Raw genomic sequence first — 20,711 nt, 5'->3', positions numbered from 1 at the left:
TCGTCGATGGTGGGGTCGAGCATGCCACAAGCCGGCGTCGCATGACGCCGGCGTGCAATCGTCGTGTGTCGTTGTGCCGATGCATCAGGCCAGTTCGTCGGGGCCCACGCGCACGACGACCTTGCCGAAGTTCTTGCCGGCCAGCAGGCCGATCAGCGCTTCCGGCGCATCGGCGAGATCGGGGACGACGTCCTCGAGCGTCTTCACCTTGCCCTGCGCGACCCATTCGCTCATTTCCTTCATGAACGTCGCATAGCCGGTTGCATAGTGATCCATGATGATGAAACCCTGCATCCGGATGCGCTTGCGCAGGATCGTGCCCATCAGTGCCGGCACGCGGTCGCGGCCGGTCGACACGGCCTTGTCGTCGTAGGCCGCGTCGTTGTAGTGCGCGATGATCCCGCACACGGGCACGCGCGCATGGTCGTTGAACAGCGGCCACACCGCGTCGAACACGGCCCCGCCGACATTCTCGAAATAGATGTCGACGCCGTTCGGGCACGCTTCCTTCAGCTTCGCGGCAAATGCCGGATCGCGATGGTCGACGCACACGTCGAAGCCGAGCGTGTCGGTCACGTACGCACACTTGTCGGCGCCACCCGCGACGCCGACCACGCGGCAGCCCTTCAGCTTGGCGATCTGGCCGACCACCGCGCCGACCGCACCGCTCGCCGCCGCGACCACCACGGTTTCGCCGGCCTTCGGCTCGCCGATCTTCAGCAGGCCGGTATAGGCGGTGAAGCCCGGCATGCCGAGCACGCCGAGCGCGTACGACGGATGCGCGAAGTTGCGGCCGAGCGGAATCAGGCCGGTGCCGTCGGACAACGCATAGTCCTGCCAGCCGGCGCCTGCCACCACCAGGTCGCCTTCGCGGAACGCCGGCAGGTTCGACGACACGACCTGGCTGACCGTGCCGCCGACCATCGGCCGGCCGAGTTCGGCCGGCGGCGCATAGGACGGTGCGTCGCTCATCCGGCCGCGCATGTACGGATCGAGCGACAACCAGACCGTGCGCAGCAGCACCTGGCCGGCGCCGGGCGTCGGCACGTCAGCGGATTCGGTGCGGAAGTTGTCCGGCGTCGGCGCGCCGACCGGGCGCGAGTTCAGGACGATCTGGCGATTGGTGGTCTTGCTTTGCGGCATGTGAGTCTCCTTCAACAGGAATGGACGTGCTTCGTGGGCACGATCGGATCAGGGATGGACCAACGGCAGACGGCTGCATCGGCGCTCAGGCCGCTGCGGCTGCGTGCATTCGGTTGAGTCAATCGGGGCAGCGTAACGAGGCGTGGCACGTTCGTCATGCGGGTTTGATCAGGTTTGAGTAGACCAGTCGTCTAGAGTCAGGGTAAAAACAAGGCGCGCCGATGCGCGCCCGGGTTACGACTGCGCGCCGCTCGGCTCGAGCGGCGGCAGGTTGAGCATGCGCCGCGTTTCGACCATCGCCCGTTCGAGCGGCTGGCGGTTGCGGTGAATCTTTTCCAGCAGCGTCGCGCCCAGCCACAGCTCGTACAGGATCGCGGCCGTATGCGACGGATCGGCGACTCCGCTCAGCGAACCGTCGGCCAGCCCGGCCTCGATGCCGCCCGCGAGCCGCTCGATGATCTGGCTCGTGCCGTGCCGCAGCACCGTGCGCATCGCTTCCGACAGGTCCGACACTTCCGCGCCGAGCTTTACCGCGAGGCACTTGCCTTCCGGATCGTCCGCGCATTGCGTGTGCAGCCAGTTGCGCCAGTACGTCATCAGGCGCTCGGCGCCCGTGCCTGCCTGATGCTTGAACAGGTTGTCGAGATGCGCGAGATAGCCGTCGAAATACGATTCGAGCAGAGCTTCGCCGAATGCCTCTTTCGAGCCGAAGTAATGGTAGAACGAGCCCTTCGGGATACCCGCCGCAGCGAGAATCTCGTTCAGGCCGACCGCCGAAAACCCCTTGTGGAGCATGATCGGCTTGGCGATATTCAGGATGTGCTGGCGGACTTCCGCGCCTGAAGATGCATTCATGATGGCGTATGTTAGCAACGATTAGACCGGTCGTCTAGTAATGTCGAACCGGCATGTTGAGCGGCACTTTACCCGATCCCCGCCGGGCGCCCAAACGTCGCGCCGGCATGCCTCCCTCCTTTCCCGCTCCGGCGAGCGCGCGGCGTCACACGCACGACTCGGTTTCGTCGCGGGCGTTTCATCGAGCTCCCGCATAAATACGCGCGGCGCATGTGCCGGCGATCGACCTGATTCGACCGGCATTGCACACGTGTGCAATGCGCCGGATCGTCCTCTGTCGTCCCTCCAACCCGTGACCAGGAACGCCCATGACCGCTTCGAAACCCGAACGCCCGTCCGCGCCGAACCGCCGGCGCTTCATCCAGCGCGGCGCCGCGCTGACCCTGTCGCCGCTCGTCGGCACGCTGGCTGCCTGCGGCGGCGACGGCAACCCGACGTCCGCGTCGTCGTTCGCTGCCACCGGCGCTGCGGACGCATCCGCGCGCAGCTACGGCATCGCCGACCGCTCGATCACGATCAACGTCGTCAACGCGATTCCGTCGACGACGCTCGCGTACGGTAACGCGGCGAGCCAGAGCGGCTCGCTGCCGCAGGCGTCGCAAGCGCAGGTTGCAACCGGGCAATCGACCGCCGTCAGCGCGTCGAACAGCTGGGGCGACTGCACCGGATCGTTCGGCCTCGCCGGCGGTGACGCATCGTTTGCCATTTCGTACACCCATCCGTTCGGGTCGCAGCCGACCACCGTCAGCGTCACGCCGTCGGCCGGCTACGTGTCGGGCGCCGACGCCGCCACGTTCCCCGGTCACGATTCGGTCGCGAACCTCACGCTGTATCGCGGCGTCGCGACTGCGAACGGCGCGTGGGTCGTCCCGCTCGCGCAGCTCGCGACGCCGCCGGCCAACAACTGCCAGGATTTCGCGAACAGCATGTTCGGCAGCAACGTGCGCACGGCCGCGGCGATCCAGTCGGCCTACCAAAGCACCGGGCCGCTCGGCTACGTGCCGCCCGCCGACTTCACCGGCGGCCAGCTTGCCGGCTTCGTCGCGCAATGGGTGCAGCGCTGGCAGACCGGCGCGGCCTACGGCGTGCTGCCAGTTGCCGATGCGCAACTCATCGACGCGCTGAAGCAGTATGTGTCCGGTGCGTCGAACGCCGGCCCGCTGACGATGTGGGTGCCGCAGATCGCGTGGCAGGCCGGTTCCGATCCGGCGGTGTTCGCGCTGACGGGTTATCGCGCGTTTCCGTTCGTCGATGCGCAGGGCAACTGGAATACGGGCACGCTGTCCGCGTTCCTGACGCTGCTGGCGGCCGGCTCGCATATCGTCGCGATCAGCGCGACCAGCGACCTGCCGACGGGCGTCACGATGCAGGCGTTCGACAGCTTCATGGGTGCGAGCGGGCTGACGACGTCGACGGATATCGGCAACTCGCACTACGCGTCGGTCCTGAACACGACGGGCCGCTATTACCTGAGCGTCGGCAGCGATTTCGCGCCGGCGAACTGCGGGCTGATCCTGTCGTTCCTGTACGGGCGCACGGTGAACAACCTGCTCGCGGGCGCCGGTACGTACAACACGTTCATCCAGCTCGAAGGCTGGCAGGCTGGCGGATCGCGGCACAACGCCGACTATGCGACGTATCAGCAGACGCTGTGGAACATCTCGACGTACGGTGCGTCCGCGTACAGCGAGAAGCGCGCGACGTCGATCTTCCTCGCGCCGGCCGGGTGGACGCCGCAGGTCTATCAGACGACGCGGATGATGCCGTACGTCGGCGCCTATGCGCAGTCGAACGGCTCGCCGCAGGGTTGGCTCAACACGTCGCTCGTCACGATTCCGGCGGATGCGCCGGCGTTGCCGTCGCGATATGTGTCGAGCTGATTGGTGTTTGCGAGTGGGTGGGCGATCGCGGGTGTAAGGGGCTCGGTCGCTTGCCTGCCCGCTTCAGGCTTCCGGCGTGCGTCGCCTTCGGCTGACGCACGCTCGTGGTTTCGCCGTCAACGAGGCGGCGCTTCGTCTGCGCGCTTTCGTGTGCGCCCCCTCCGCTCGTCCCGTTGTGCGGCTGGCGCTGCCTTGGCGCCACGCAGCGCCGGCCGGCGCGAGAACGCCGTCATTTCACGCCGCAGCGCATCGAGCTCCTTGCCCCGTGCCGCATCGGCCGCCTGCGCGCCGTCAAGCTGCCCTTGAAGCACACCGCATCGATGCAGCGCGTCGCCGAGCTGCGCCTGCAGTGCAGCCACCTCCTTCCGCTGCTGCGCATCGCGCTGCTCCGCGCGCAATGCCGCTGCGTCGAGTTCCTTCTGCAGCCGTGCGGCCGCGAGCCGCTCGCGATCGATCTCCTGAAGCGCCCGCTTCTCCGACGCGCGCAAGCGCTCCTCGGCCCGGCCGGCATCGTCGCGCAACCGGTCGAGCTGCGTGGTGAAGTCCGCACGCGCCTGCGCAAGTGCGCGATCGCCTTCCGCGTTGTCCGCCGTGAGGCGCTCGATCTCCGCTTGCAGCGCTTGCCGCGATGCGTCGTCCGCCGCCCTCGCCTGCTCCAGTTCCTGAATGCGCACCTGCGCGGCCAGCAGCGCGGCCGTGCGTTGCTCAAGCGCGGTTTCGGTGCGGGCCAGATCGGCCTGTAGCACCGCGACTTCCGCCTTCGCCGCCACCCGCTCGGCTTCGACCTCCGCGCGCAATGCATCGAGCGCACCGGCCGCGTCCGCACTCGACCGATTCCATAGCGCCGCGACCAGTTCACCGGCGGCCGCCTGCAGATCGGCCGGCAGATCGGGATGCTCGATACGCACGCGACTCTTTTCCCGCAACTCGGCCCAGAACTCGCCGAGGACGGCCGTCGGCGTGCTCATGCTGCCCTTGCGGACGAGCTGGTACAGGCGGTTCGCGGTGGGCGTGATGCCGAAGCGGAAGAACAGCAGTGCGCAGGCTTCGCGATACAGCTCGCGGGTTTTCGGGAAGTCGGCCTTGAGGCGCTCGATTTCGGCGGTCAGGCGGGATTCGTCGGCAGCGAGATCGGACATGGCGGGGTTTGGCTGGTGATTTAGTAAATAATATAACGTAAACCGTTATATATCCAATCATCCTGGCGAGTTAATTTGACATTATTTCTATAATGTCGAGATTCTCGAATTCGGGATCGCGTACAGAATCGCCGAGCGCAACGCATCACCCCGATTCCCCCCCGGCCCGCCGGCACGCCCAGAAGCCTCTGCAATCAGCGCAAAAGACCGACATTGCGAGATCGAAAGCCGTCCCCGGCCGCGACGTGTGCATCGTCATGCGCGACGCCGCCCCCGATGGCGTGCCCTGCCCCTCATTCCCACGCGCAAAGCCCCCGTTGACAGTATGCATATGCATAGATACCGTTCCCTCACAGGGCGGTGCGTGATCCGGTCATCGGAGGCGGCCGCATTGCACCGCGCCGACGGTCCTGCCGGCGTCACGGCGCAATCGAACCGGCGACGCGAATGGCGCGGCGCGCCCCCCGTTCGCAACCGACTCGTCCGCGCAGCTTGCAACGCGATCCAGGAATGCACCATGAGCACACGTGAAGTCGTCATCTGCCACCCAGTCCGGACACCGATCGGTACGTTCAACGGGTCCCTGAAGGACACCCCGGCCACCGAGCTCGGGGCGATCGCCATCCGCGAAACCTTGCGGCGCAGCGGCCTCGACGGCGCGGCGATCGACACGGTCGTCCTGGGCAACGTGATCCAGGCCGGCAACAAGATGAATCCGGCCCGGCAGGCCGCCATCGGCGCGGGCCTGCCGGTCAAGGTGCCGGCGCTCACGGTGAACCGCGTCTGCGGCTCCGGCGCGCAGGCGGTCGTCAACGCCGCGCAGGAGATCCTGCTGGGCTACGCGAATGCGGCGATTGCCGGCGGCATGGAAAGCATGGAGCGCGCGCCGTACCTGCTCGACGGCGCACGCTGGGGTTACCGGATGGGCGACGCGCCGATTCGCGACAGCATGCTGCGCGACGGCCTCGTCGACGCGTTTTCCGACCAGCATTCGGGCTGGCATACCGAGGATCTCGCGAGCCAGCTCGACATCTCGCGCGATCGCCAGGATCGCTGGGCGCTCCGCTCGCAGCAGCGTTTTTCCACCGCGCTGGCGGACGGCAAGTTCGACGCCGAACTCGTGCCGGTCGAAGTCCTGCAACGCAAGGCGCGCGTCGCGTTTGCGCGCGACGAGACGCCGCGTCCCGACACGACGCTCGAAGCGCTCGCGAAGCTGAAGCCGGCGTTCCGTCCGGACGGCACGATTACCGCGGGCAATGCGCCGGGCCTGAACAGCGGTGCGGCGGCGATGCTGGTTGCGGACCGCGCATTCGCCGACGCGCACGGGATTGCACCGAGTGCGCGGCTGGTTGCATTCGGCGTCGCCGCCGTCGAACCCGGCATGTTCGGGCTCGGCCCCGTGCCGGCCGTCAGGATCGCGCTGGAGCGGGCCGGGTGGACGCTGGCCGATGTCGAGCGTTTCGAAATCAACGAAGCGTTCGCGGTCGTGCCGATCGCGGTGGCGGCCCAGCTCGGCATCGCCGAGGAGATCGTCAACGTCGAAGGCGGCGCGATTGCGCACGGCCATGCGATCGGGGCGACGGGCGCGGTGCTGACGACTCGCCTGATCCATTCGATGCAGCGCGACGGCATCAAGCGCGGCGTCGTCACGCTGTGCATAGGCGGCGGCCAGGGCATCGCGCTGGCGATCGAGACGCTTTGAGTCGAAGCTGACGCGGCGCGTCGACGATTCGGAGGACGGGAAGCGCCGCGGGCGATGCGGCCCGCGGTGCAGGCTTCCCGCGCAACGGTGCAGCCAGTCACCGCCTCGGCGGCACGTCGCCACGCCGGCGGGCGGCACGGGGGCTTTCGTGCGCATCCCGCACGAATTCGGCGATTCAGCCCGTGTCACCGATCTGCCACTGTCGACCGGTAGCGTTCGGGTCTGACCCACGCTTTCGACAGACGAATCCGCCATGCAGCGCACGTCGCGCGCCACGTCCCACGTTTATGCGGCCACGTCCCGCGCCCTCGCCGTCAGTCTCGCGATCAACCTGCTGCTGCTCGCCGTCGAGACGGTCGCGGCATGGTCCGCGCATTCGTCGGGACTGCTCGCGGACGTCGCCCACGCGGCGATCGATCTCGCCGCGGATGCGCTGATTCTCGTCGCGTGCCGGCTCGACGCGCGCCTGCCGCCGGAGCGGCGCCCGACCTACGAACCGCTCGCGCTCGCGGGCCTCGGCGCGTTGCTCGTCGTAACCGGCGCGCAGATGATCCGGCATGCGACGAACGGGTTCGCGACGCCTCCCGTCGTGCAGCCGGGCGCGACGACACTCGCACTCGTCGCCGTCACGCTCGCCGGCAAGGCCACGCTGTCGCACTGGATGCTGCGCAAGGCCCGCGAGACCGGCTCCGCGCTGCTCGAGGCGAGCGGCTGGCATGTGCGGACCGATGCGCTGTCGTCGCTGCTGGCAGCGCTCGCGATGAGCGCGGCGCTGGTCGGCTTCGGCCGTCTCGACGATCTCGCCGCGCTTGCGATCGGCGCACTCGTGATACGTACCGGTGTCGGTTTCATCCGGCGCGGTTGCGCGCAGTGGCCGGCGCTGGCGGCATGGGCTGATCGGTCGACGCGGGGCTCGTGAACGCGGCGGGCAGCGCCATGCATCATGGGCGGCAGGCTAGCCGCTCTCTGCGGCGCTGAATGAAGAAGAGGCTCGCACCGTGCGAGCCTCTTTTGCATGATGTCGCCGCGATCGTGCGACACGCGACGCGTTGCCCCTGTCGATGTATCGACAGACGAATGCGGCCGGTTCCGATGGATCGGCCCAGGCTGCCGCTTACCCGAGCGGCACGACACTCCCGAGCAGAATCCGCACGAGCGTCGCCTGGCGCGTGGCACCCGTCTTCGAGAAGATCGCGCGCAGATGCGTGCGCGCCGTGTTCTTGCTGATCCCCGATTCCTCCGCTGCCTCCTCGAGCGTCAGCCCGTTCGTCAGCAGCAGCGCGAGCGACGTCTCGGCAGGTGTCAGGTCGAACAGCTTGCGGATGATCTCCTGCGCGCCCTGCGGCTTGCGGTCGGGATCGCGCAGGAACAGCGTGACGGCCGGCCGCCGCTTGTTGTCCTCCGACCAGTCGGACAGAAGCACCGTGCGCACCAGCAGCCCGAGGCGCGGCTTGTCGAAGCTGCGTGTGATCGGCATCGCCTCGACGGTCGCCGCGGCCGTGCCGTGATGCCCCATCACCGCATGGCGGATCAGCCGTTTCAGCGTGCGGTTCTCCTGCGCATCGGTCGCCTCGATCGTGCCGCGCGCAATCGTCAGACCGTTGTTCTGCTTGAGGATCTCGTCGGCCACGCTGTTCAGGTCGATGATCGTGCCGTTCTCGTCGAGCGTGATCGTGCCGATCTGCATCCGGTTGATCGCATTCGCATAGATCGAGCGTTCGACCTCGGCCGTGTCGAGCCGCGAATGCAATTCCACCGCGCGTTTCAGGTGCGGCAGCAGCAGCGCGCAGATCGCCTTGTCGCGCGCGGAGAACTGCTTCGACGCATGGTTGCGGCACACGCGGAAGCGGCACTCGACGCCCGACGCCGTGCGCAGGTCGGCGCCGAGGATATAACGCACGTCCTGCGGCTTCAGGAACTGCTTGTACAACTCGCTCGACAGCCAGCCCGTGTCGCCGAACACGTCGTCGACCGTGACCACGCGATCGGCCGGCAGGCCGACGAACGGGTCGAGCGAATAGTAGTAATTGTTGTACGACGCCTCTCCGTCGCCCGGCACCACCGGGCCGAATTCCGACGCGTGCACGGACAGCGGCGCGCGGCGGTCGCTCGCGGCCGCGCGCAGGATCAGCGTCACGTAGTTTGCCTGCAGCCAGCGGCGGACCAGTTCGAGCGCGCCGGCCCACGGCGGCGTCTCCAGCGGCCCCTGGTAGATGCGCGCCATCAGTTCGCTGAAATCCGCGACGCCGATGTCGGCCTCGTCACTGGTTGCCTGGCTCTCTTGCGGAGCCCATCTCGTCTCCATCAGCACGCTCCATCCTCCATACGACATGTTTCCGGCGCGACCCAACCGCGCCGCCATGATTAAGACGCGTCTAAATTCCGGCGTCATCGGGAGATTCACTGAATGGTGAGAATTGGCCATCCGTGCGAACGAACCATCGTCCGATCGGATGATGTGGCGCCCTGCCCGCTACGCTGGAATGCCCGTCAGGCCGTGCCGGCAAGCGTCCGGCGCGGACTCAGGGAAAACCGCGACACGGGTTTACCTGATTCAAAACGCATCCGATTCAGACAGGAGTCCCCATGCCGCTCGACCCACAGGCGCAGGCGTTGCTCGCCGCGTTTGCCCAGGCACCCGCGATCGATTTCGCGCAGCTCACCGTTCCCGCGTATCGCGCGAACCTTGCCGCCGGTGGCGCGTTCGCTCCGGGCGATGCCGTCGCCGCCGAAGCGGACTGGCAGATTCCCCTGGCGGGCCGTCAGTTGTCCGCACGGCTGTATCGGCCCGCCGCCGACGGGCCGTTGCCGCTGACCGTGTTCTTCCACGGCGGCGGCTTCGTGTCGTGCGGGATCGATACGCACGCGAACCTGTGCCGCAGCCTCGCGGCCCGGGCGCGCACGCTCGTGCTGTCGGTCGACTACCGGCTTGCACCCGAAGCGCGCTTCCCGGCGGCCGCGCACGACGCATGCGACGCGGTGCGCTGGGCCGCCGCCAGTGCGCGCGATCTCGGCGCACGCGCCGGTGCGATCGCCGTGGCCGGCGACAGCGCCGGCGGCAATCTCGCGGCCGTCGCCTCGCTGCAGTTGCGCGGCTCGGGCATCGCGATCGCACACCAGTTGCTGCTGTATCCGGTCGTCGATTGCGCGACCGAGCATCCGTCGTACGAAACGCTCGGCAACGGCTATTTCCTGACGGCGGACTGGATGCGCTGGTTCAAGCGGCACTATTTCGACGAAGGCGCCGATCGCGCGTCGCCGCTCGCGAGCCCGCTCGCCGCGCCGGACGTCGCAGGCGTCGCGCCGGCGACGATCATCAGCGCCGAATTCGATCCGCTGCGCGACGAGGCCGAAGCGTATGCGCTGCGTCTCGCACAGGCCGGCACCCCGGTGACGCTCGTGCGCTGGCCGGGCCAGCTTCACGGTTTCGCGAGCATGCTCGGCGCGATCGATGCAGCCGACCGCGTGCTGACCTTCGGCGCCGACGCGCTGCGCCGCGCGTTCGATTTGACGGAGGCCTCATGACGCTCGCCGGCACGCTGGAGATCGTCGACGAACTGCGGGCGGGCCGAATGGTCCTGCTCGTCGACGAAGAGGATCGCGAGAACGAAGGCGATCTCGTGATCGCGGCCGATCACGTGACGCCCGACGCGATCAATTTCATGGCGCGCTTCGGGCGCGGGCTGATCTGCCTCACGCTGACCGCCGAGCGCTGCGAGCAGTTGAAGCTGCCGCCGATGGCCGATCACAACGGCACGCCGTTCGGCACCGCGTTCACCGTCAGCATCGAGGCGGCCGAAGGCGTGACGACCGGCATTTCGGCAGCCGATCGCGCACACACGATCCGTGCGGCGGTGCGGGCCGACGCCCGCCCGGACGATCTCGTGCAGCCCGGCCACGTGTTCCCGATCGCCGCGCGCCCGGGCGGCGTGCTCGTGCGTGCGGGACACACCGAGGCCGGCTGCGATCTCGCGGCGCTCGCGGGGCTCACGCCTGCCTCGGTGATCTGCGAGGTGATGAACGACGACGGCACGATGGCGCGGCTGCCCGAGCTGAAGGCGTTCGCCGCGCATCACGGGCTGAAGATCGGCACGATCGCCGACCTGATCCATTACCGACGCGAACACGAATCGCTCGTCGAACGCGTCGGCGAGCGGCCGCTGCATACGCCCTGGGGACGATTCCGCGCGATCGAATATCGCGACACGGTGCACGGCGCGCCGCATCTCGCGCTCGTGCGCGGCGAGCCCGATCCGTCGACACCGGTGCTGACGCGCGTGCACGAATGCCATTCGCTGCTCGACCTGCTCGATGCGGAGCCGTCCGCGCATTCGTGGCCGCTGCACGCCGCGCTGCAACGCATCGACGCGGCCGGCTGCGGGGTGGCGGTGCTGCTCGACTGCGACATGCGCGGCGACGCGATGCGGGTGCCGGCCGGCCATGCGCGCCGCGACGGACGCGTGACGGGGATCGGCTCGCAGATCCTGCGCGAGCTCGGCGTGCGGCGGCTGAACGTGCTGTCGAGCCCGTTCCGGCTGCCGGCGCTGTCGGGGCACGACCTCGAGATCATGGCGTTCATCCCGCTCGGCGACGACGATCCGGAAGGCGCGCGGAGTGTGCACGCGAATCCGCTGCGAGCGGCGTGAGGCGTTGACGCGGGATGGCCGGCGGGGCCTTCATTTGACAGGCTATCGTTTGTTTTTATTGAATACAGCCCATGATTTGTATTTTGACAATACATGCCATATCGTGTTCTGGGTGCTGGCGGCGATCGACGGCCACGCGAAGAACTTCAGCATCGCGCATTTGCCCGGCAACACCTACCGCAGCACGCCGCTGTACGACGTGCTGTCCGCGCATCCGATCATCGGCACGCGCCGCAACCAGCTTCCGCCGCGCCGCGCGCGCCTCGCGATGGCCGTGTGCGGGAAGAACCGACACTACGTGATCGGCGAGATCCAGCCGCGCCACTGGATCGCGCAGGGCCGGCGTGTCGGCCTGACCGAAGATGACGTGCACGCCGCGATGGCAGCCGTCGTCGCGCGCACGGAACCGGCGATCGCCGAGGCCGCAGCGCGGATCCCGGCGGAGTTTCCGGCGGACGTGGCGGATGCGATCTTCGATGGCATGCGACGGCAGGCCCGCAAGCTGGGCGCGGCCGGGTAGCCTCGGCCGTCGCTCGAGGCGACACGCTACTCCCCTGCCGCGAAGCGCCGACAATGCTCCAGATACCCCGCTTCATGGCTGCTCACGAGCTGGACGATGCTGTTCCACAGCCACATCGGCGCATCGATCGTCTTCGCGCGGTTGCGGCCGAGTTCGGTGCGCCACGCCGTGCGTGTCGGCTTGTCCATCTGGCGCGCGTGGGCGGCGCCGACCACCGCACCCAGATAGCGCGCGACTTCACGCGCATCGTCCTCGGCGAGCAGATCGATGTCGAGCTTCAGATCCTGTGGCAGCAGTTCGCGGATCACGACCGCGCGATCGAGCAGGCGCGCGGCCCGCATCCGCTCGCCGAGGGCCGGCGACAGATGTCGTGCGCCTTCCACGACGCGCTCGGCGTTGTCGCGCGGCATCGTCGCCGTTTCGTCGCGCGGCGCGGCGGCCGTCACGCCCTCCTTGACGTCCATCAGGCACAGGTCGTCGCCGTCACTGACGTCGCCGTCGATGTCGAGCAGCACCGCGTAGCGCAGCCGTCCAAGCGAGCTGCAGCCCTTCACCCAGTACGCCGCGTCGAGCACGTCGACCTTGCCCGCGTCGTTGCGGCCCTTGAGGCTCGTGGCGAGCGTCGCAATCGCTTCGTCGCCGAACAGCTTGCGGATCGCGCGGGATTCCTTCGCACTCAGCGGCCAGAAGCGGCGACCAAGCGGAATCGTCGGCGCGAGCCCTTCGATCCGTTCGACCGCGAGTTGCCGCCACGAGCGGCGCATGGCCTGCTTCATCACGAGGTGCACCGGTTCCGGTCGTTCGGGCAGCTTCGCGTTGCGGCTGCCGAATGCCGACGCATAACCAGCCGTCATCGCCTCCATCATGTGCACGATCGTCAGGCCCGCCAGTGCGGACCCGCGCGCGGCCGTCGCAAGCGATAGCCCGAGGCGGATCAGGTCGTGAACGGGATTGCCGATGACCGTCTGGTCGAGATCCCGGATCTGCACGTCGACCTTCCCTTCGCTGTTCGCGACCGGGCCGAGGTTGCCGGTATGGCAGTCGCCGCAGATCCAGATCGACGGGCCGTGCGGCAGCGCGCTGCCGTTGGTTTCGACGAGCCATTCGTAGAACCGGGCTGTATTGCCGCGCACGTACGCGTGAGGTGAACGCGCCATCTTCCGGCGGCGCTGCTCGGTCAGGATCGCCTGACGCCCGGCGGGTTTCGGCATGCGCTTGTGCTTCGGCTGTGACTGGCTGCTCATGCGGTTCTCCGGTTGTGCTTGTCGTGTGCGGCGTGCCGCTTCGTCACGATGCCATTGATCGATGCATTCGTGCAAACCGGCAGCGCTGCCAATGGCCGAACGACACGGCCGGCCGTCGCATGCTTCATTCGGCAGGATCGGGCCATCCACCTGGACGATGCGCGCCGGTGCGGGGTACGCACAATGACCGTCGAGCCCATTCCCGACCTCCGCCCGACATGGAACCGACCGACCTGTCCCCCGCGTTCAGCCCGCTGCAGATCGGCCCGCTGACGCTGCGCAACCGACTGATCAAGTCCGCCACCAACGAGGGCATGACGCCGAACGGCGTGCCGTCGCGCGCGCTCGTCCGTTTTCACGAACGCATCGCCGAAGGCGGCGCCGCGCTGACGACCGTCGCGTACTGTGCGATCAGCGACGACGGCCGCACGTTCGTCGACCAGGCGCGGCTCGACGTGCCGACGGTCCGCCAGTTCCGCGCGCTGACCGACGCCGTCCATCGCCACGGCGCCGCCGCATCCGCACAGATCACGCACGGCGGCTGCTTCACGTTCCTGCCGTCGCTGTCGACTCGACGGCCATTGAGCGCGTCGGGCGGCTTCAACAAGGTCGGCGTGATGAGCGGCCGCTTCCTGAAGCAGGCGATGACGCACGACCAGATGTCGACCGTCGCCGATGAATTCGCGCAGGCCGCACGCCATGCGCGCGACGCCGGCTTCGATGCAGTCGAGATCCACATGGGGCACGGCTATCTGCTCAGCCAGTTCCTGTCGCCGCTGTACAACCGCCGCCGCGATGCGTATGGCGGCGACGCGGCGCGGCGTGCCGCGTTCCCGGTCGAGGTGCTGCGCCGCGTGCTCGATGCAGTGGGCCGCGACCTCGCCGTCGTCTGCAAGATCGGCGTGACCGAAGGCGTGCGCGGCGGCGGAACCGCCGACGACGCTTGCGAAATCGCGCGGCGGCTCGAAGCCGAAGGCGCGCATCTGCTCGTGCTCAGCGGCGGGATGAACGTCGAATCGGTGTGGCAGCTGTTCGGCAGCCCGCTGCCCGGCGACGCGCTCGCGAATGCCGACAACGCGATCGTGCGCACCGCAATGGCGCTGCAGAGGCTCACCGAGCCGAAGATGGGCGTGTTTCGGGAGATGTATTTCCTCGAGCACTCGAAGAAGGTGCGCGCGGCCGTCAGGATGCCGCTCGCTTACCTTGGCGGCGTACGTTCACGCGAGAACGTCGAACTGGCGATGCGCGAAGGGTTCGACGCGGTGGCGCTCGCACGCGCGCTCGTGTTCGAGCCCGATTTCGTCAACGGGCTGCGCGACGGCCGGTTCGTGCAGTCGGGCTGCACGTCGTGCAACCGCTGTGTCGTGTCGATGTACACGCCGGGCGGCACCGCATGCGTGCTGCGCGAGCCGAACGACCCCGCGCCGAACCGCGTGCCGGCCGCCGGCGCGTGACGCTTGACGTGTCACGCGTGACGGGTAGCGCCCGATGTCCGATGCGAGCGCCCCGACCGGTCAGCCGGCGTCGCGTGCGCGGGCGAGCGCCGCGAGATTCCCTTCGCCGAACCCGTGGTGCCCCTTGCGCTGCACGATTTCGAAGAAGATCTCACCGGGCCGGCGCTTGACGAAGGTCTGGAAGAACAGGCGCGGCACGCCGTCGCTGCCGATCTCGCCGTCGACCAGCACCGCGCGCCGGCGCAGCGAATCCAGATCGACACCGTGCCCCGGCAGGCGTGCGTCGACGTCGTCGTAATAGCGGGCCGGCGGCTCGATGAATTCAACGCCGTTCGCACGCAGCGCATCGACGCAGGACAGGATGTCGTCGGTGGAGAGCGCGACGTGCTGCACGCCCTCGCCCGGATGGTCGGGCAGATACGCGTGCATCAGCTGGGTGCGCCGCGTGCCTTCCTCATAGACCGGAATCCGCACCGCGCCGCACGGCGACACCATCACACGCGATTCCTCGGACACATGCCAGTGCGCGTCGATTTCGTGGATCTCGCGAAAATGCAGCAGGTCGTGGTAGAAATCCAGCCACTCCTGCATGCGCCCCGCGCCGACGGTCTGCGTGAAATGATCGACCTGCTGCAGCCCGACGCCCACGCAGTCGAGATCGGTATGCGCGGTTGCGATGTCGATCGGCCGGAAATCGATGTCGAAGATCGAAATATCGCCGACGCCGCCGCGCTGGCCGTCTCGCCCGCGCCAGCGGTCGACGAAATAGAGGTGCGAATCGCCGATGCCCTGGATCGCCGGAATCTTCAGCTCGCCGACGCCAACCTTCTCGCCCTCGAACGCCCACGCGCCGAGCTCGATCGCCCGCTCGAACGCGCGCCGGGCGCTGGCCACGCGCAGCCCGATCGCGCACACGCCCATCCCGTATTCCTCCGCGTAGCGGGCGGCGAACGAATCGGGCTCGGCGTTGATCAGGAAGTGCATCTGCCCTTGCCGGTACAGCGTGACGTTCTTGCTGACGTGCCGCGCGATCGCCTTGAACCCGAGCTGCTCGAAGCGCTGCGCGAGCGCTTCCGGCACGGGCGCCGCGAATTCGACGAATTCGAGGCCGGCCATCCCGAGCGGATTGGCAGCCGGATCGGCAACGGGCGGCGTATCGCTGGACAGGGGGTGGGAATTGCCGGGCATTCCAGTCTCCGGGGGCATGCGATCGATGGGGATGGCGCCCGTCGCGTGCGGCATGCGCGGCCGGGGTGGCGACCGCGGATCCGCCCCGAAACGGGCGAGTTTTCAATGCTGCCGATTTTAACCAGTTCGTTCACGCCGGCACACCCTGGCCAAACGGGATATCGTCACGCCGCTTAGTGCAAACCCGGAAAGCGTTCGATAATCGCACGATCTTGAACGATAATCGCGCACTTTGACCGATCGGCCAATTGCCGCCATGCGGCCCGCGCCCTATTCTCCGTTCACTCATCGACTTCAATGCAGCATCGGACGCGGCCCCGCCACGATTCCACGATGCGCCGTGCCAGGAGACATCGCCATGACCCCAACCTTCGACACCCTCGACGCCGCCAGTGTCCGCATACGCAGCCAGGCCCGCAAGGCCGCGATCGGCAGCTTCGTCGGCGCCGTCGTCGACTGGTACGACTTCCTGCTGTACGGGATCGTCGCCGCGCTGGTATTCAATTCCGAGTTCTTCCCGAAAGTCAGCCCCACGATGGGCACGCTCGCGGCATTCGCCACCTTCGGCGTCGGCTTCCTGTTCCGGCCGCTCGGCGGCATCGTGTTCGGCCACTACGGCGACCGGCTCGGCCGCAAGCGGATGCTGGTGCTGACCGTGATGCTGATGGGGCTGTCGACGGTCGCGATCGGCCTGCTGCCGGCGTTCTCGACGATCGGCTGGTGGGCGCCCGTGCTGCTGGTGCTGATGCGCGCGATCCAGGGTTTCGCGGTCGGCGGCGAATGGGGCGGCGCGGCACTGATGGCCGTCGAAAGCGCGCCGAAGCAGAAGAAGGCGTTCTACAGCAGCGGCGTGCAGGTCGGCTACGGCGTCGGCCTCGTGCTGGCCACGGGCATCGTGTCGATCCTGAGCCACACGCTCGGCGAGGCCGCATTCAAGTCGTGGGGCTGGCGCCTGCCGTTCGTGTTCAGCATCGTGCTCGTGCTGATCGGGATGTGGGTGCGCAAGAACATGGACGAATCGCAGGAGTTCGTCGAGAAGGTCGAGCACGGCAACCGCAAGCTGCGCCTGCCGGTGCTCGAAGCGCTCACGCGTCATCCGAAGGCATTCCTGCTGATCATCGCGCTGCGTCTCGCCGAACTGTTCACGATGTATATCGTCACCGCGTTCGCGCTCAGCTATTCGACGACGAACCTCGGCATGTCGCGCGACCTGTTCCTGAACATCGGCCTGCTGGTGGGCGCGGTGAGCTGCGTGACGATCCCGTGTTTCGCGTGGCTGGCCGACCGCTACGGCCTGCGCCGCATCTACCTGATCGGCGCGCTGATCGGCCTGGCGTCCGCGGTCCCGTTCTTCGTCGCGCTGGAAGCGCGGTCGGTCGCGTGGATCGTGATCTTCTCGATCCTGCTCGCGAACGCCGCGCACGACATGGTCGTGAGCGTTCAGCAGCCGCTGTTCACCGAGCTGTTCGGCGCCGAGTACCGCTATAGCGGCGCGGGCGTCGGCTACCAGTTCGCGAGCGTGGTCGGCGGCGGGTTCACGCCGTTCATCGCGGTCGGCCTCGTCAGCGTGGCCGGCGGCTCGTGGCACCTCGTCGCCGGTTATCTCGCGGTGGGCTGCCTGATCTCGCTGGTGGTCGCCGCGCGGATGCGGGCGGCGCATTAATACCCTGACCCGATGGCCGGCCCGATGCGCGGCCGGCCATCCCGCGCTGCTCGACGATGACCTGCAGCGGCGCCATTGCCTCGCGTTCGAGCGCACGACGTCAAACACTGTCAGTTACACGCATCGATTCCCCCTTTTCCCCGCTGAACATTCCACGCCGCCCGTCGACCAATGGCATCATATGGGCCTACGTCAGTCACCGATACGCCCCCATATCATGTCGAATCTCATCGTCCACGGCGGCACTCCGCTGCGCGGGGACATCAAGCCGTCCGCGAACAAGAACGCCGTCCTGCCGATTCTGTGCGCCACCCTGTTGACCGATCAGCCGCTGCGCCTCATCGGCGTGCCGGACATCACCGACGTGCGCAAGATCCTCGACATCTTCCGCACGCTCGGCAGCGACGTGTCGGTCGATTTCACGACGGGCCTGCTGGAACTCCACCATCGCAACACGAAATTCGATCCGGCCGTCCACCGGCTGCCGGAAGCGATGCGCTCGTCGATCATGCTGATCCCGCCGCTGCTCGCGCGCTTCGGCGTCGCGCGGCTCGAGAACGACGTGAAAGGCTGCACGCTCGGCGTGCGCGAGATCGACCCGCACGTCGAGGTGTTCGAGCGCTTCGGCGCGCACATCGAACGCACGCCCGATTCGCTGATCGTTCGCACCGACGGCCCGCTGACGGCCAACGACCACTGGCTCGACTATGCGTCGGTGACGACCACCGAGAACTTCGCGCTGTGCGCGACGGCCGCGAACGGCACGTCGACGCTGATGAACGCGGCCTCCGAGCCGCACGTGCAGGAGTTCTGCCAGTTCCTCGCGATGATCGGCGTCGCGATCGAGGGCATCGGCACGTCGCGGCTGTGCGTGACGGGTGGCCACAAACTCGGCGGCGGCGAGTTCCGTTTCGCCGAGGATTTCCACGAGATCGCGACGTTCCTCGCGCTCGGCGCGATTACCGGCGGCGACATCACGGTGCGCAATTCGTCGCCCGAACATTTCCCGCTGATCGACCGCACGTTCGCGAAGTTCGGCGTCAACGTCACGCACCGCGACGGCTGGTCGCGCGCGGAACGCGACGGCCCGCTGCGCGTGCGCCGGCCGTTCACGCAGAACATCCTCACCAAGGTCGAAGCCGCACCGTGGCCGTACCTGCCGGTCGACCTGCTGCCGATCTTCATCGCGCTCGGCGTGCGCGCGGAAGGCAGCGCGATGTTCTGGAACAAGGTGTACGACGGCGCGCTCGGCTGGTCCGGCGAACTGTCGAAGTTCGGCGCGCACGTGCTGTTGTCCGACCCGCACCGGCTGATCACGTTCGGCGGGCTGCAACTGACGCCGGCGCGCGTCGAGAGCCCGTACATCATCCGCGTCGCGATCGCGCTGCTGATGGTGGCCGCGAGCATCGAAGGCCGCTCGGAAATCATGAACGCGCTGCCGATCCGCCGCGCGCACCCGCACTTCGTCGAGAACCTGCGCTCGGTCGGCGCGAACGTCGAGTGGACGAGCAGCGAGTAAAGCCCTGACGGTACGGCGCACGCCCTGCGAACAGCCGTACCACCGTCCACACCCGGCCGGCGCCTGCGCCGGCCGCGTCTTCCCGCGTTACTCGCCGCCCCCGCAATCGACATCGCCGCCGCCCATGTGGTCGAACCCGTAGAGCATCACGGCCGTCGTGCCGCGCGCGGGGTTGCTCGCGCGCTTCGCGAGGCTTTCGTCGAGCGCTGACGACGGATACTGGACACTCGTGTCCATCAGATTGCCCGGCTCCGAGCGCAACTCCGCTTCGGTCAGCTTGCTCCCTTCCGCGCGCGGCAGCCCGAACGCCTTGCGCACGTCCGCTTCGTTCCACGTCCCCTTGAGCGTGACGGTGACCATCTGCAGCCTGCCTTGCTCCCAGTCGAGCTCGACCTTCGTCGCGAGCGGATGCACGCTGGCCGCGAGCCGGTCGGGGAACGCCGGGCCCTCGTAGTAGGCCTTCGTGTTCCTGCACGCGTCGCCGGTGTTCCTGTACTTCTTCAGCGCGCAGTTGAAGCGCTTGTCACGGTAGCCGAAGGTCGTTTCGACGTAGCAGCCGAATGTCGGTGACGTCATGCGCGGCCACGCGCGGACGTCGACGGTCGGCTTCGGGACGGGTGTTCCGGACGAAGGATTCGCCGCGGCAAGCAGCGGCACGGCCGCGACGAGCACGGCCAACACGGATTCGCGAATTTTCATTGTTCTGTTCCAGTCGAGGCGCCGATTCTAGCGCGGCGTCGCCAGCGTATTCGTGTCTGCGATGCTGCGGATCAGCAGCAAGGCCTTCGGCATGTCTTCCGCATAGGTTGCGCGCGTCCGACTGGCCCGGTAGTTCGGCGTATTGCCGATTGTCGTCGACGGTCATGTTCCGGGCTCGGGGCACGCGTCCACCCATCGAATGATACGAGTCGCGGCAGATCCGATCTGCGCGATAATCGCCCACTCACGCGCGATTACCGCGCATCCAGCCACCTGCTCCCGATGATGAAAAAGCCCGAACTCGACCGACGCGACTGGATTGCCGGCCTCGAAAAAGGCCTGGCGATCCTCGAGGCGTTCGACAGCCAGCATGCGCGCATGACGCCCACCCAGGCCGCCGCGCGCACCGGCCTCACGCGCACGGCCGCACGGCGCTACCTGCTGACGCTCGAATCACTCGGCTACGTGTACACCGACGGCAAGCTGTACGGCCTCACGCCGCGCGTGCTGCGGGTCGGTTGGTCGTACTTCGACTCGGCCCGCCTGCCGCGCACGGTCCAGCCCTATCTGCAGCAATTGAGCGCGTCGCTGAACGAGTCGGCGTACGTGAGCGTGCTCGACGGCTGGGAACTCGTGTTCATTGCGCGCAACGGCGTGTCGCGGGTGATGACGACCGGCTTCGTGCTCGGCGCGCGCGTGCCGGCGCCGCTGACGTCGCCCGGCGTCGTGCTGCTCGCCCATCATCCGGATCGCGAAGCCGTGCGCGCGTGGCTCGACGACACCGAACTGCCGCCGTTCACGCCGCACACGATCACCAACAAGGCGCGCCTGCTCGAACAGATCGACCAGGCCCGCGACGCCGGTTTCGCGGCGATCGAACAGCAATTGCAGGTCGGCGTGCGCGGGATCGCGGTGCCGTTGAAGAACCGTCACGGTGAAGTGGTCGCCGCGCTGAGCACGAACATGCCGATCGGCGCGGAGACGACCGACGCGGCCGTGCGGCGCGTCCTGCCGCACCTGCAGGAAGCCGCGCTCGCGATGCTCAACGTGCTGTAGCGA

The 20,711-nt window shown here is 67.8% G+C and carries 16 protein-coding genes and 1 pseudogene; 10 read left to right on the top strand and 7 right to left on the bottom strand.

The features are described from left to right. Positions 1-84: 84 nt before the first annotated feature. Together LXE91_RS18235 and LXE91_RS18230 are read right to left on the bottom strand one after the other, a co-directional pair. Entirely contained in the window at positions 85-1,143 is a 1,059-nt protein-coding gene (locus LXE91_RS18235) for an NADP-dependent oxidoreductase (protein ID WP_046196517.1), read from the bottom strand. A 234-nt stretch (positions 1,144-1,377) separates the two neighbouring features. Then, positions 1,378-1,998, bottom strand: a complete 621-nt coding sequence (locus LXE91_RS18230; protein WP_039367477.1) for a TetR/AcrR family transcriptional regulator — start codon at positions 1,996-1,998, stop codon at positions 1,378-1,380. Between the two features lie 308 nt (positions 1,999-2,306). Here LXE91_RS18230 and LXE91_RS18225 point away from each other — a divergent pair, with 308 nt between their 5' ends. Continuing rightward, on the top strand, positions 2,307-3,878 hold the full coding sequence (locus LXE91_RS18225; protein WP_039367474.1) for a hypothetical protein: 1,572 nt from the start codon (positions 2,307-2,309) through the stop codon (positions 3,876-3,878). Between the two features lie 116 nt (positions 3,879-3,994). On the opposite strand, the gene LXE91_RS18220 is transcribed toward LXE91_RS18225, so the two are convergent. Continuing rightward, positions 3,995-5,017, bottom strand: a complete 1,023-nt coding sequence (locus LXE91_RS18220; RefSeq protein ID WP_039367471.1) for a DNA-binding protein — start codon at positions 5,015-5,017, stop codon at positions 3,995-3,997. A gap of 517 nt (positions 5,018-5,534) precedes the next feature. Between LXE91_RS18220 and LXE91_RS18215 the strand changes: the two genes are divergently transcribed. Next, positions 5,535-6,719: a thiolase family protein gene (locus tag LXE91_RS18215; protein ID WP_039367467.1), complete on the top strand. Its 1,185-nt coding sequence runs from the start codon at positions 5,535-5,537 to the stop codon at positions 6,717-6,719. Positions 6,720-6,972: 253 nt separating this feature from the next. Next, complete coding sequence (locus LXE91_RS18210) at positions 6,973-7,638, top strand: cation diffusion facilitator family transporter (RefSeq protein ID WP_039367465.1); 666 nt, start codon at positions 6,973-6,975, stop codon at positions 7,636-7,638. 195 nt (positions 7,639-7,833) lie between these two features. On the opposite strand, the gene LXE91_RS18205 is transcribed toward LXE91_RS18210, so the two are convergent. Beyond that, a complete protein-coding gene (locus LXE91_RS18205; RefSeq protein ID WP_039367462.1) occupies positions 7,834-9,024 on the bottom strand; it encodes a helix-turn-helix transcriptional regulator in 1,191 nt (396 codons plus the stop codon). A 281-nt stretch (positions 9,025-9,305) separates the two neighbouring features. Between LXE91_RS18205 and LXE91_RS18200 the strand changes: the two genes are divergently transcribed. The 3 genes and pseudogenes from LXE91_RS18200 to LXE91_RS18190 all read left to right on the top strand — a co-directional run. Then, entirely contained in the window at positions 9,306-10,244 is a 939-nt protein-coding gene (locus tag LXE91_RS18200; RefSeq protein ID WP_039367460.1) for an alpha/beta hydrolase, read from the top strand. Continuing rightward, positions 10,241-11,365, top strand: a complete 1,125-nt coding sequence (gene ribBA / locus LXE91_RS18195) for a bifunctional 3,4-dihydroxy-2-butanone-4-phosphate synthase/GTP cyclohydrolase II (protein ID WP_039367458.1) — start codon at positions 10,241-10,243, stop codon at positions 11,363-11,365. The genes LXE91_RS18200 and ribBA overlap by 4 nt, the downstream gene beginning before the upstream one ends. Positions 11,366-11,465: 100 nt before the next feature. Next, positions 11,466-11,885 (top strand): annotated as a pseudogene (locus LXE91_RS18190) (HipA domain-containing protein); the annotation flags it as partial. 26 nt (positions 11,886-11,911) lie between these two features. On the opposite strand, the gene LXE91_RS18185 reads toward LXE91_RS18190, so the two are convergent. Next, positions 11,912-13,129 carry a DUF2252 family protein gene (locus LXE91_RS18185; RefSeq protein WP_039367452.1) on the bottom strand — a complete coding sequence of 406 codons (1,218 nt, stop codon included), beginning with the start codon at positions 13,127-13,129 and terminating at the stop codon, positions 11,912-11,914. Positions 13,130-13,347: 218 nt separating this feature from the next. Here LXE91_RS18185 and LXE91_RS18180 point away from each other — a divergent pair, with 218 nt between their 5' ends. After that, the gene (locus LXE91_RS18180) at positions 13,348-14,583 is read left to right on the top strand and encodes an NADH:flavin oxidoreductase (protein ID WP_039367449.1); all 1,236 of its coding nucleotides are present in this window, start codon (positions 13,348-13,350) and stop codon (positions 14,581-14,583) included. A 60-nt stretch (positions 14,584-14,643) separates the two neighbouring features. On the opposite strand, the gene LXE91_RS18175 is transcribed toward LXE91_RS18180, so the two are convergent. After that, entirely contained in the window at positions 14,644-15,771 is a 1,128-nt protein-coding gene (locus LXE91_RS18175) for a 4-hydroxyphenylpyruvate dioxygenase family protein (protein WP_039367446.1), read from the bottom strand. 358 nt (positions 15,772-16,129) lie between these two features. Between LXE91_RS18175 and shiA the strand changes: the two genes are divergently transcribed. Together shiA and LXE91_RS18165 are read left to right on the top strand one after the other, a co-directional pair. Beyond that, positions 16,130-17,434, top strand: coding sequence for a shikimate transporter (shiA, locus tag LXE91_RS18170; protein ID WP_039367443.1), 1,305 nt, complete (start codon positions 16,130-16,132; stop codon positions 17,432-17,434). Positions 17,435-17,651: 217 nt separating this feature from the next. Then, a complete protein-coding gene (locus tag LXE91_RS18165; RefSeq protein WP_039367440.1) occupies positions 17,652-18,953 on the top strand; it encodes a UDP-N-acetylglucosamine 1-carboxyvinyltransferase in 1,302 nt (433 codons plus the stop codon). 87 nt (positions 18,954-19,040) lie between these two features. Here the strand turns inward: LXE91_RS18165 and LXE91_RS18160 are convergent, their stop codons facing one another. Further along, on the bottom strand, positions 19,041-19,652 hold the full coding sequence (locus LXE91_RS18160) for a hypothetical protein (RefSeq protein ID WP_039367437.1): 612 nt from the start codon (positions 19,650-19,652) through the stop codon (positions 19,041-19,043). 285 nt (positions 19,653-19,937) lie between these two features. Here LXE91_RS18160 and LXE91_RS18155 point away from each other — a divergent pair, with 285 nt between their 5' ends. Then, positions 19,938-20,708 (top strand): IclR family transcriptional regulator domain-containing protein, encoded by a 771-nt coding sequence (locus LXE91_RS18155; protein WP_039367494.1) that lies wholly within the window; start codon positions 19,938-19,940, stop codon positions 20,706-20,708. Positions 20,709-20,711 lie beyond the last annotated feature (3 nt).

Origin of the sequence: Burkholderia contaminans, from assembly GCF_029633825.1 — a bacterium.
In the GTDB taxonomy this organism is placed as follows: domain Bacteria; phylum Pseudomonadota; class Gammaproteobacteria; order Burkholderiales; family Burkholderiaceae; genus Burkholderia; species Burkholderia contaminans.
This window is presented reverse-complemented; position numbering and strand designations above follow the sequence as displayed.

Excerpts from the sequence above, each read along its gene's own strand:
- LXE91_RS18210 (WP_039367465.1), top strand. The coding sequence starts at position 6,973 with ATGCAGCGCACGTCGCGCGCCACGTCCCACGTTTATGCGGCCACGTCC.
- LXE91_RS18225 (WP_039367474.1), top strand. The coding sequence starts at position 2,307 with ATGACCGCTTCGAAACCCGAACGCCCGTCCGCGCCGAACCGCCGGCGC.
- LXE91_RS18215 (WP_039367467.1), top strand. The coding sequence starts at position 5,535 with ATGAGCACACGTGAAGTCGTCATCTGCCACCCAGTCCGGACACCGATC.
- LXE91_RS18205 (WP_039367462.1), bottom strand. The coding sequence starts at position 9,024 with ATGGAGACGAGATGGGCTCCGCAAGAGAGCCAGGCAACCAGTGACGAG.
- LXE91_RS18180 (WP_039367449.1), top strand. The coding sequence starts at position 13,348 with ATGGAACCGACCGACCTGTCCCCCGCGTTCAGCCCGCTGCAGATCGGC.
- LXE91_RS18175 (WP_039367446.1), bottom strand. The coding sequence starts at position 15,771 with ATGCCCGGCAATTCCCACCCCCTGTCCAGCGATACGCCGCCCGTTGCC.
- LXE91_RS18200 (WP_039367460.1), top strand. The coding sequence starts at position 9,306 with ATGCCGCTCGACCCACAGGCGCAGGCGTTGCTCGCCGCGTTTGCCCAG.
- shiA (WP_039367443.1), top strand. The coding sequence starts at position 16,130 with ATGACCCCAACCTTCGACACCCTCGACGCCGCCAGTGTCCGCATACGC.
- LXE91_RS18155 (WP_039367494.1), top strand. The coding sequence starts at position 19,938 with ATGAAAAAGCCCGAACTCGACCGACGCGACTGGATTGCCGGCCTCGAA.
- LXE91_RS18235 (WP_046196517.1), bottom strand. The coding sequence starts at position 1,143 with ATGCCGCAAAGCAAGACCACCAATCGCCAGATCGTCCTGAACTCGCGC.
- LXE91_RS18165 (WP_039367440.1), top strand. The coding sequence starts at position 17,652 with ATGTCGAATCTCATCGTCCACGGCGGCACTCCGCTGCGCGGGGACATC.
- LXE91_RS18220 (WP_039367471.1), bottom strand. The coding sequence starts at position 5,017 with ATGTCCGATCTCGCTGCCGACGAATCCCGCCTGACCGCCGAAATCGAG.
- LXE91_RS18230 (WP_039367477.1), bottom strand. The coding sequence starts at position 1,998 with ATGAATGCATCTTCAGGCGCGGAAGTCCGCCAGCACATCCTGAATATC.
- ribBA (WP_039367458.1), top strand. The coding sequence starts at position 10,241 with ATGACGCTCGCCGGCACGCTGGAGATCGTCGACGAACTGCGGGCGGGC.
- LXE91_RS18160 (WP_039367437.1), bottom strand. The coding sequence starts at position 19,652 with ATGAAAATTCGCGAATCCGTGTTGGCCGTGCTCGTCGCGGCCGTGCCG.
- LXE91_RS18185 (WP_039367452.1), bottom strand. The coding sequence starts at position 13,129 with ATGAGCAGCCAGTCACAGCCGAAGCACAAGCGCATGCCGAAACCCGCC.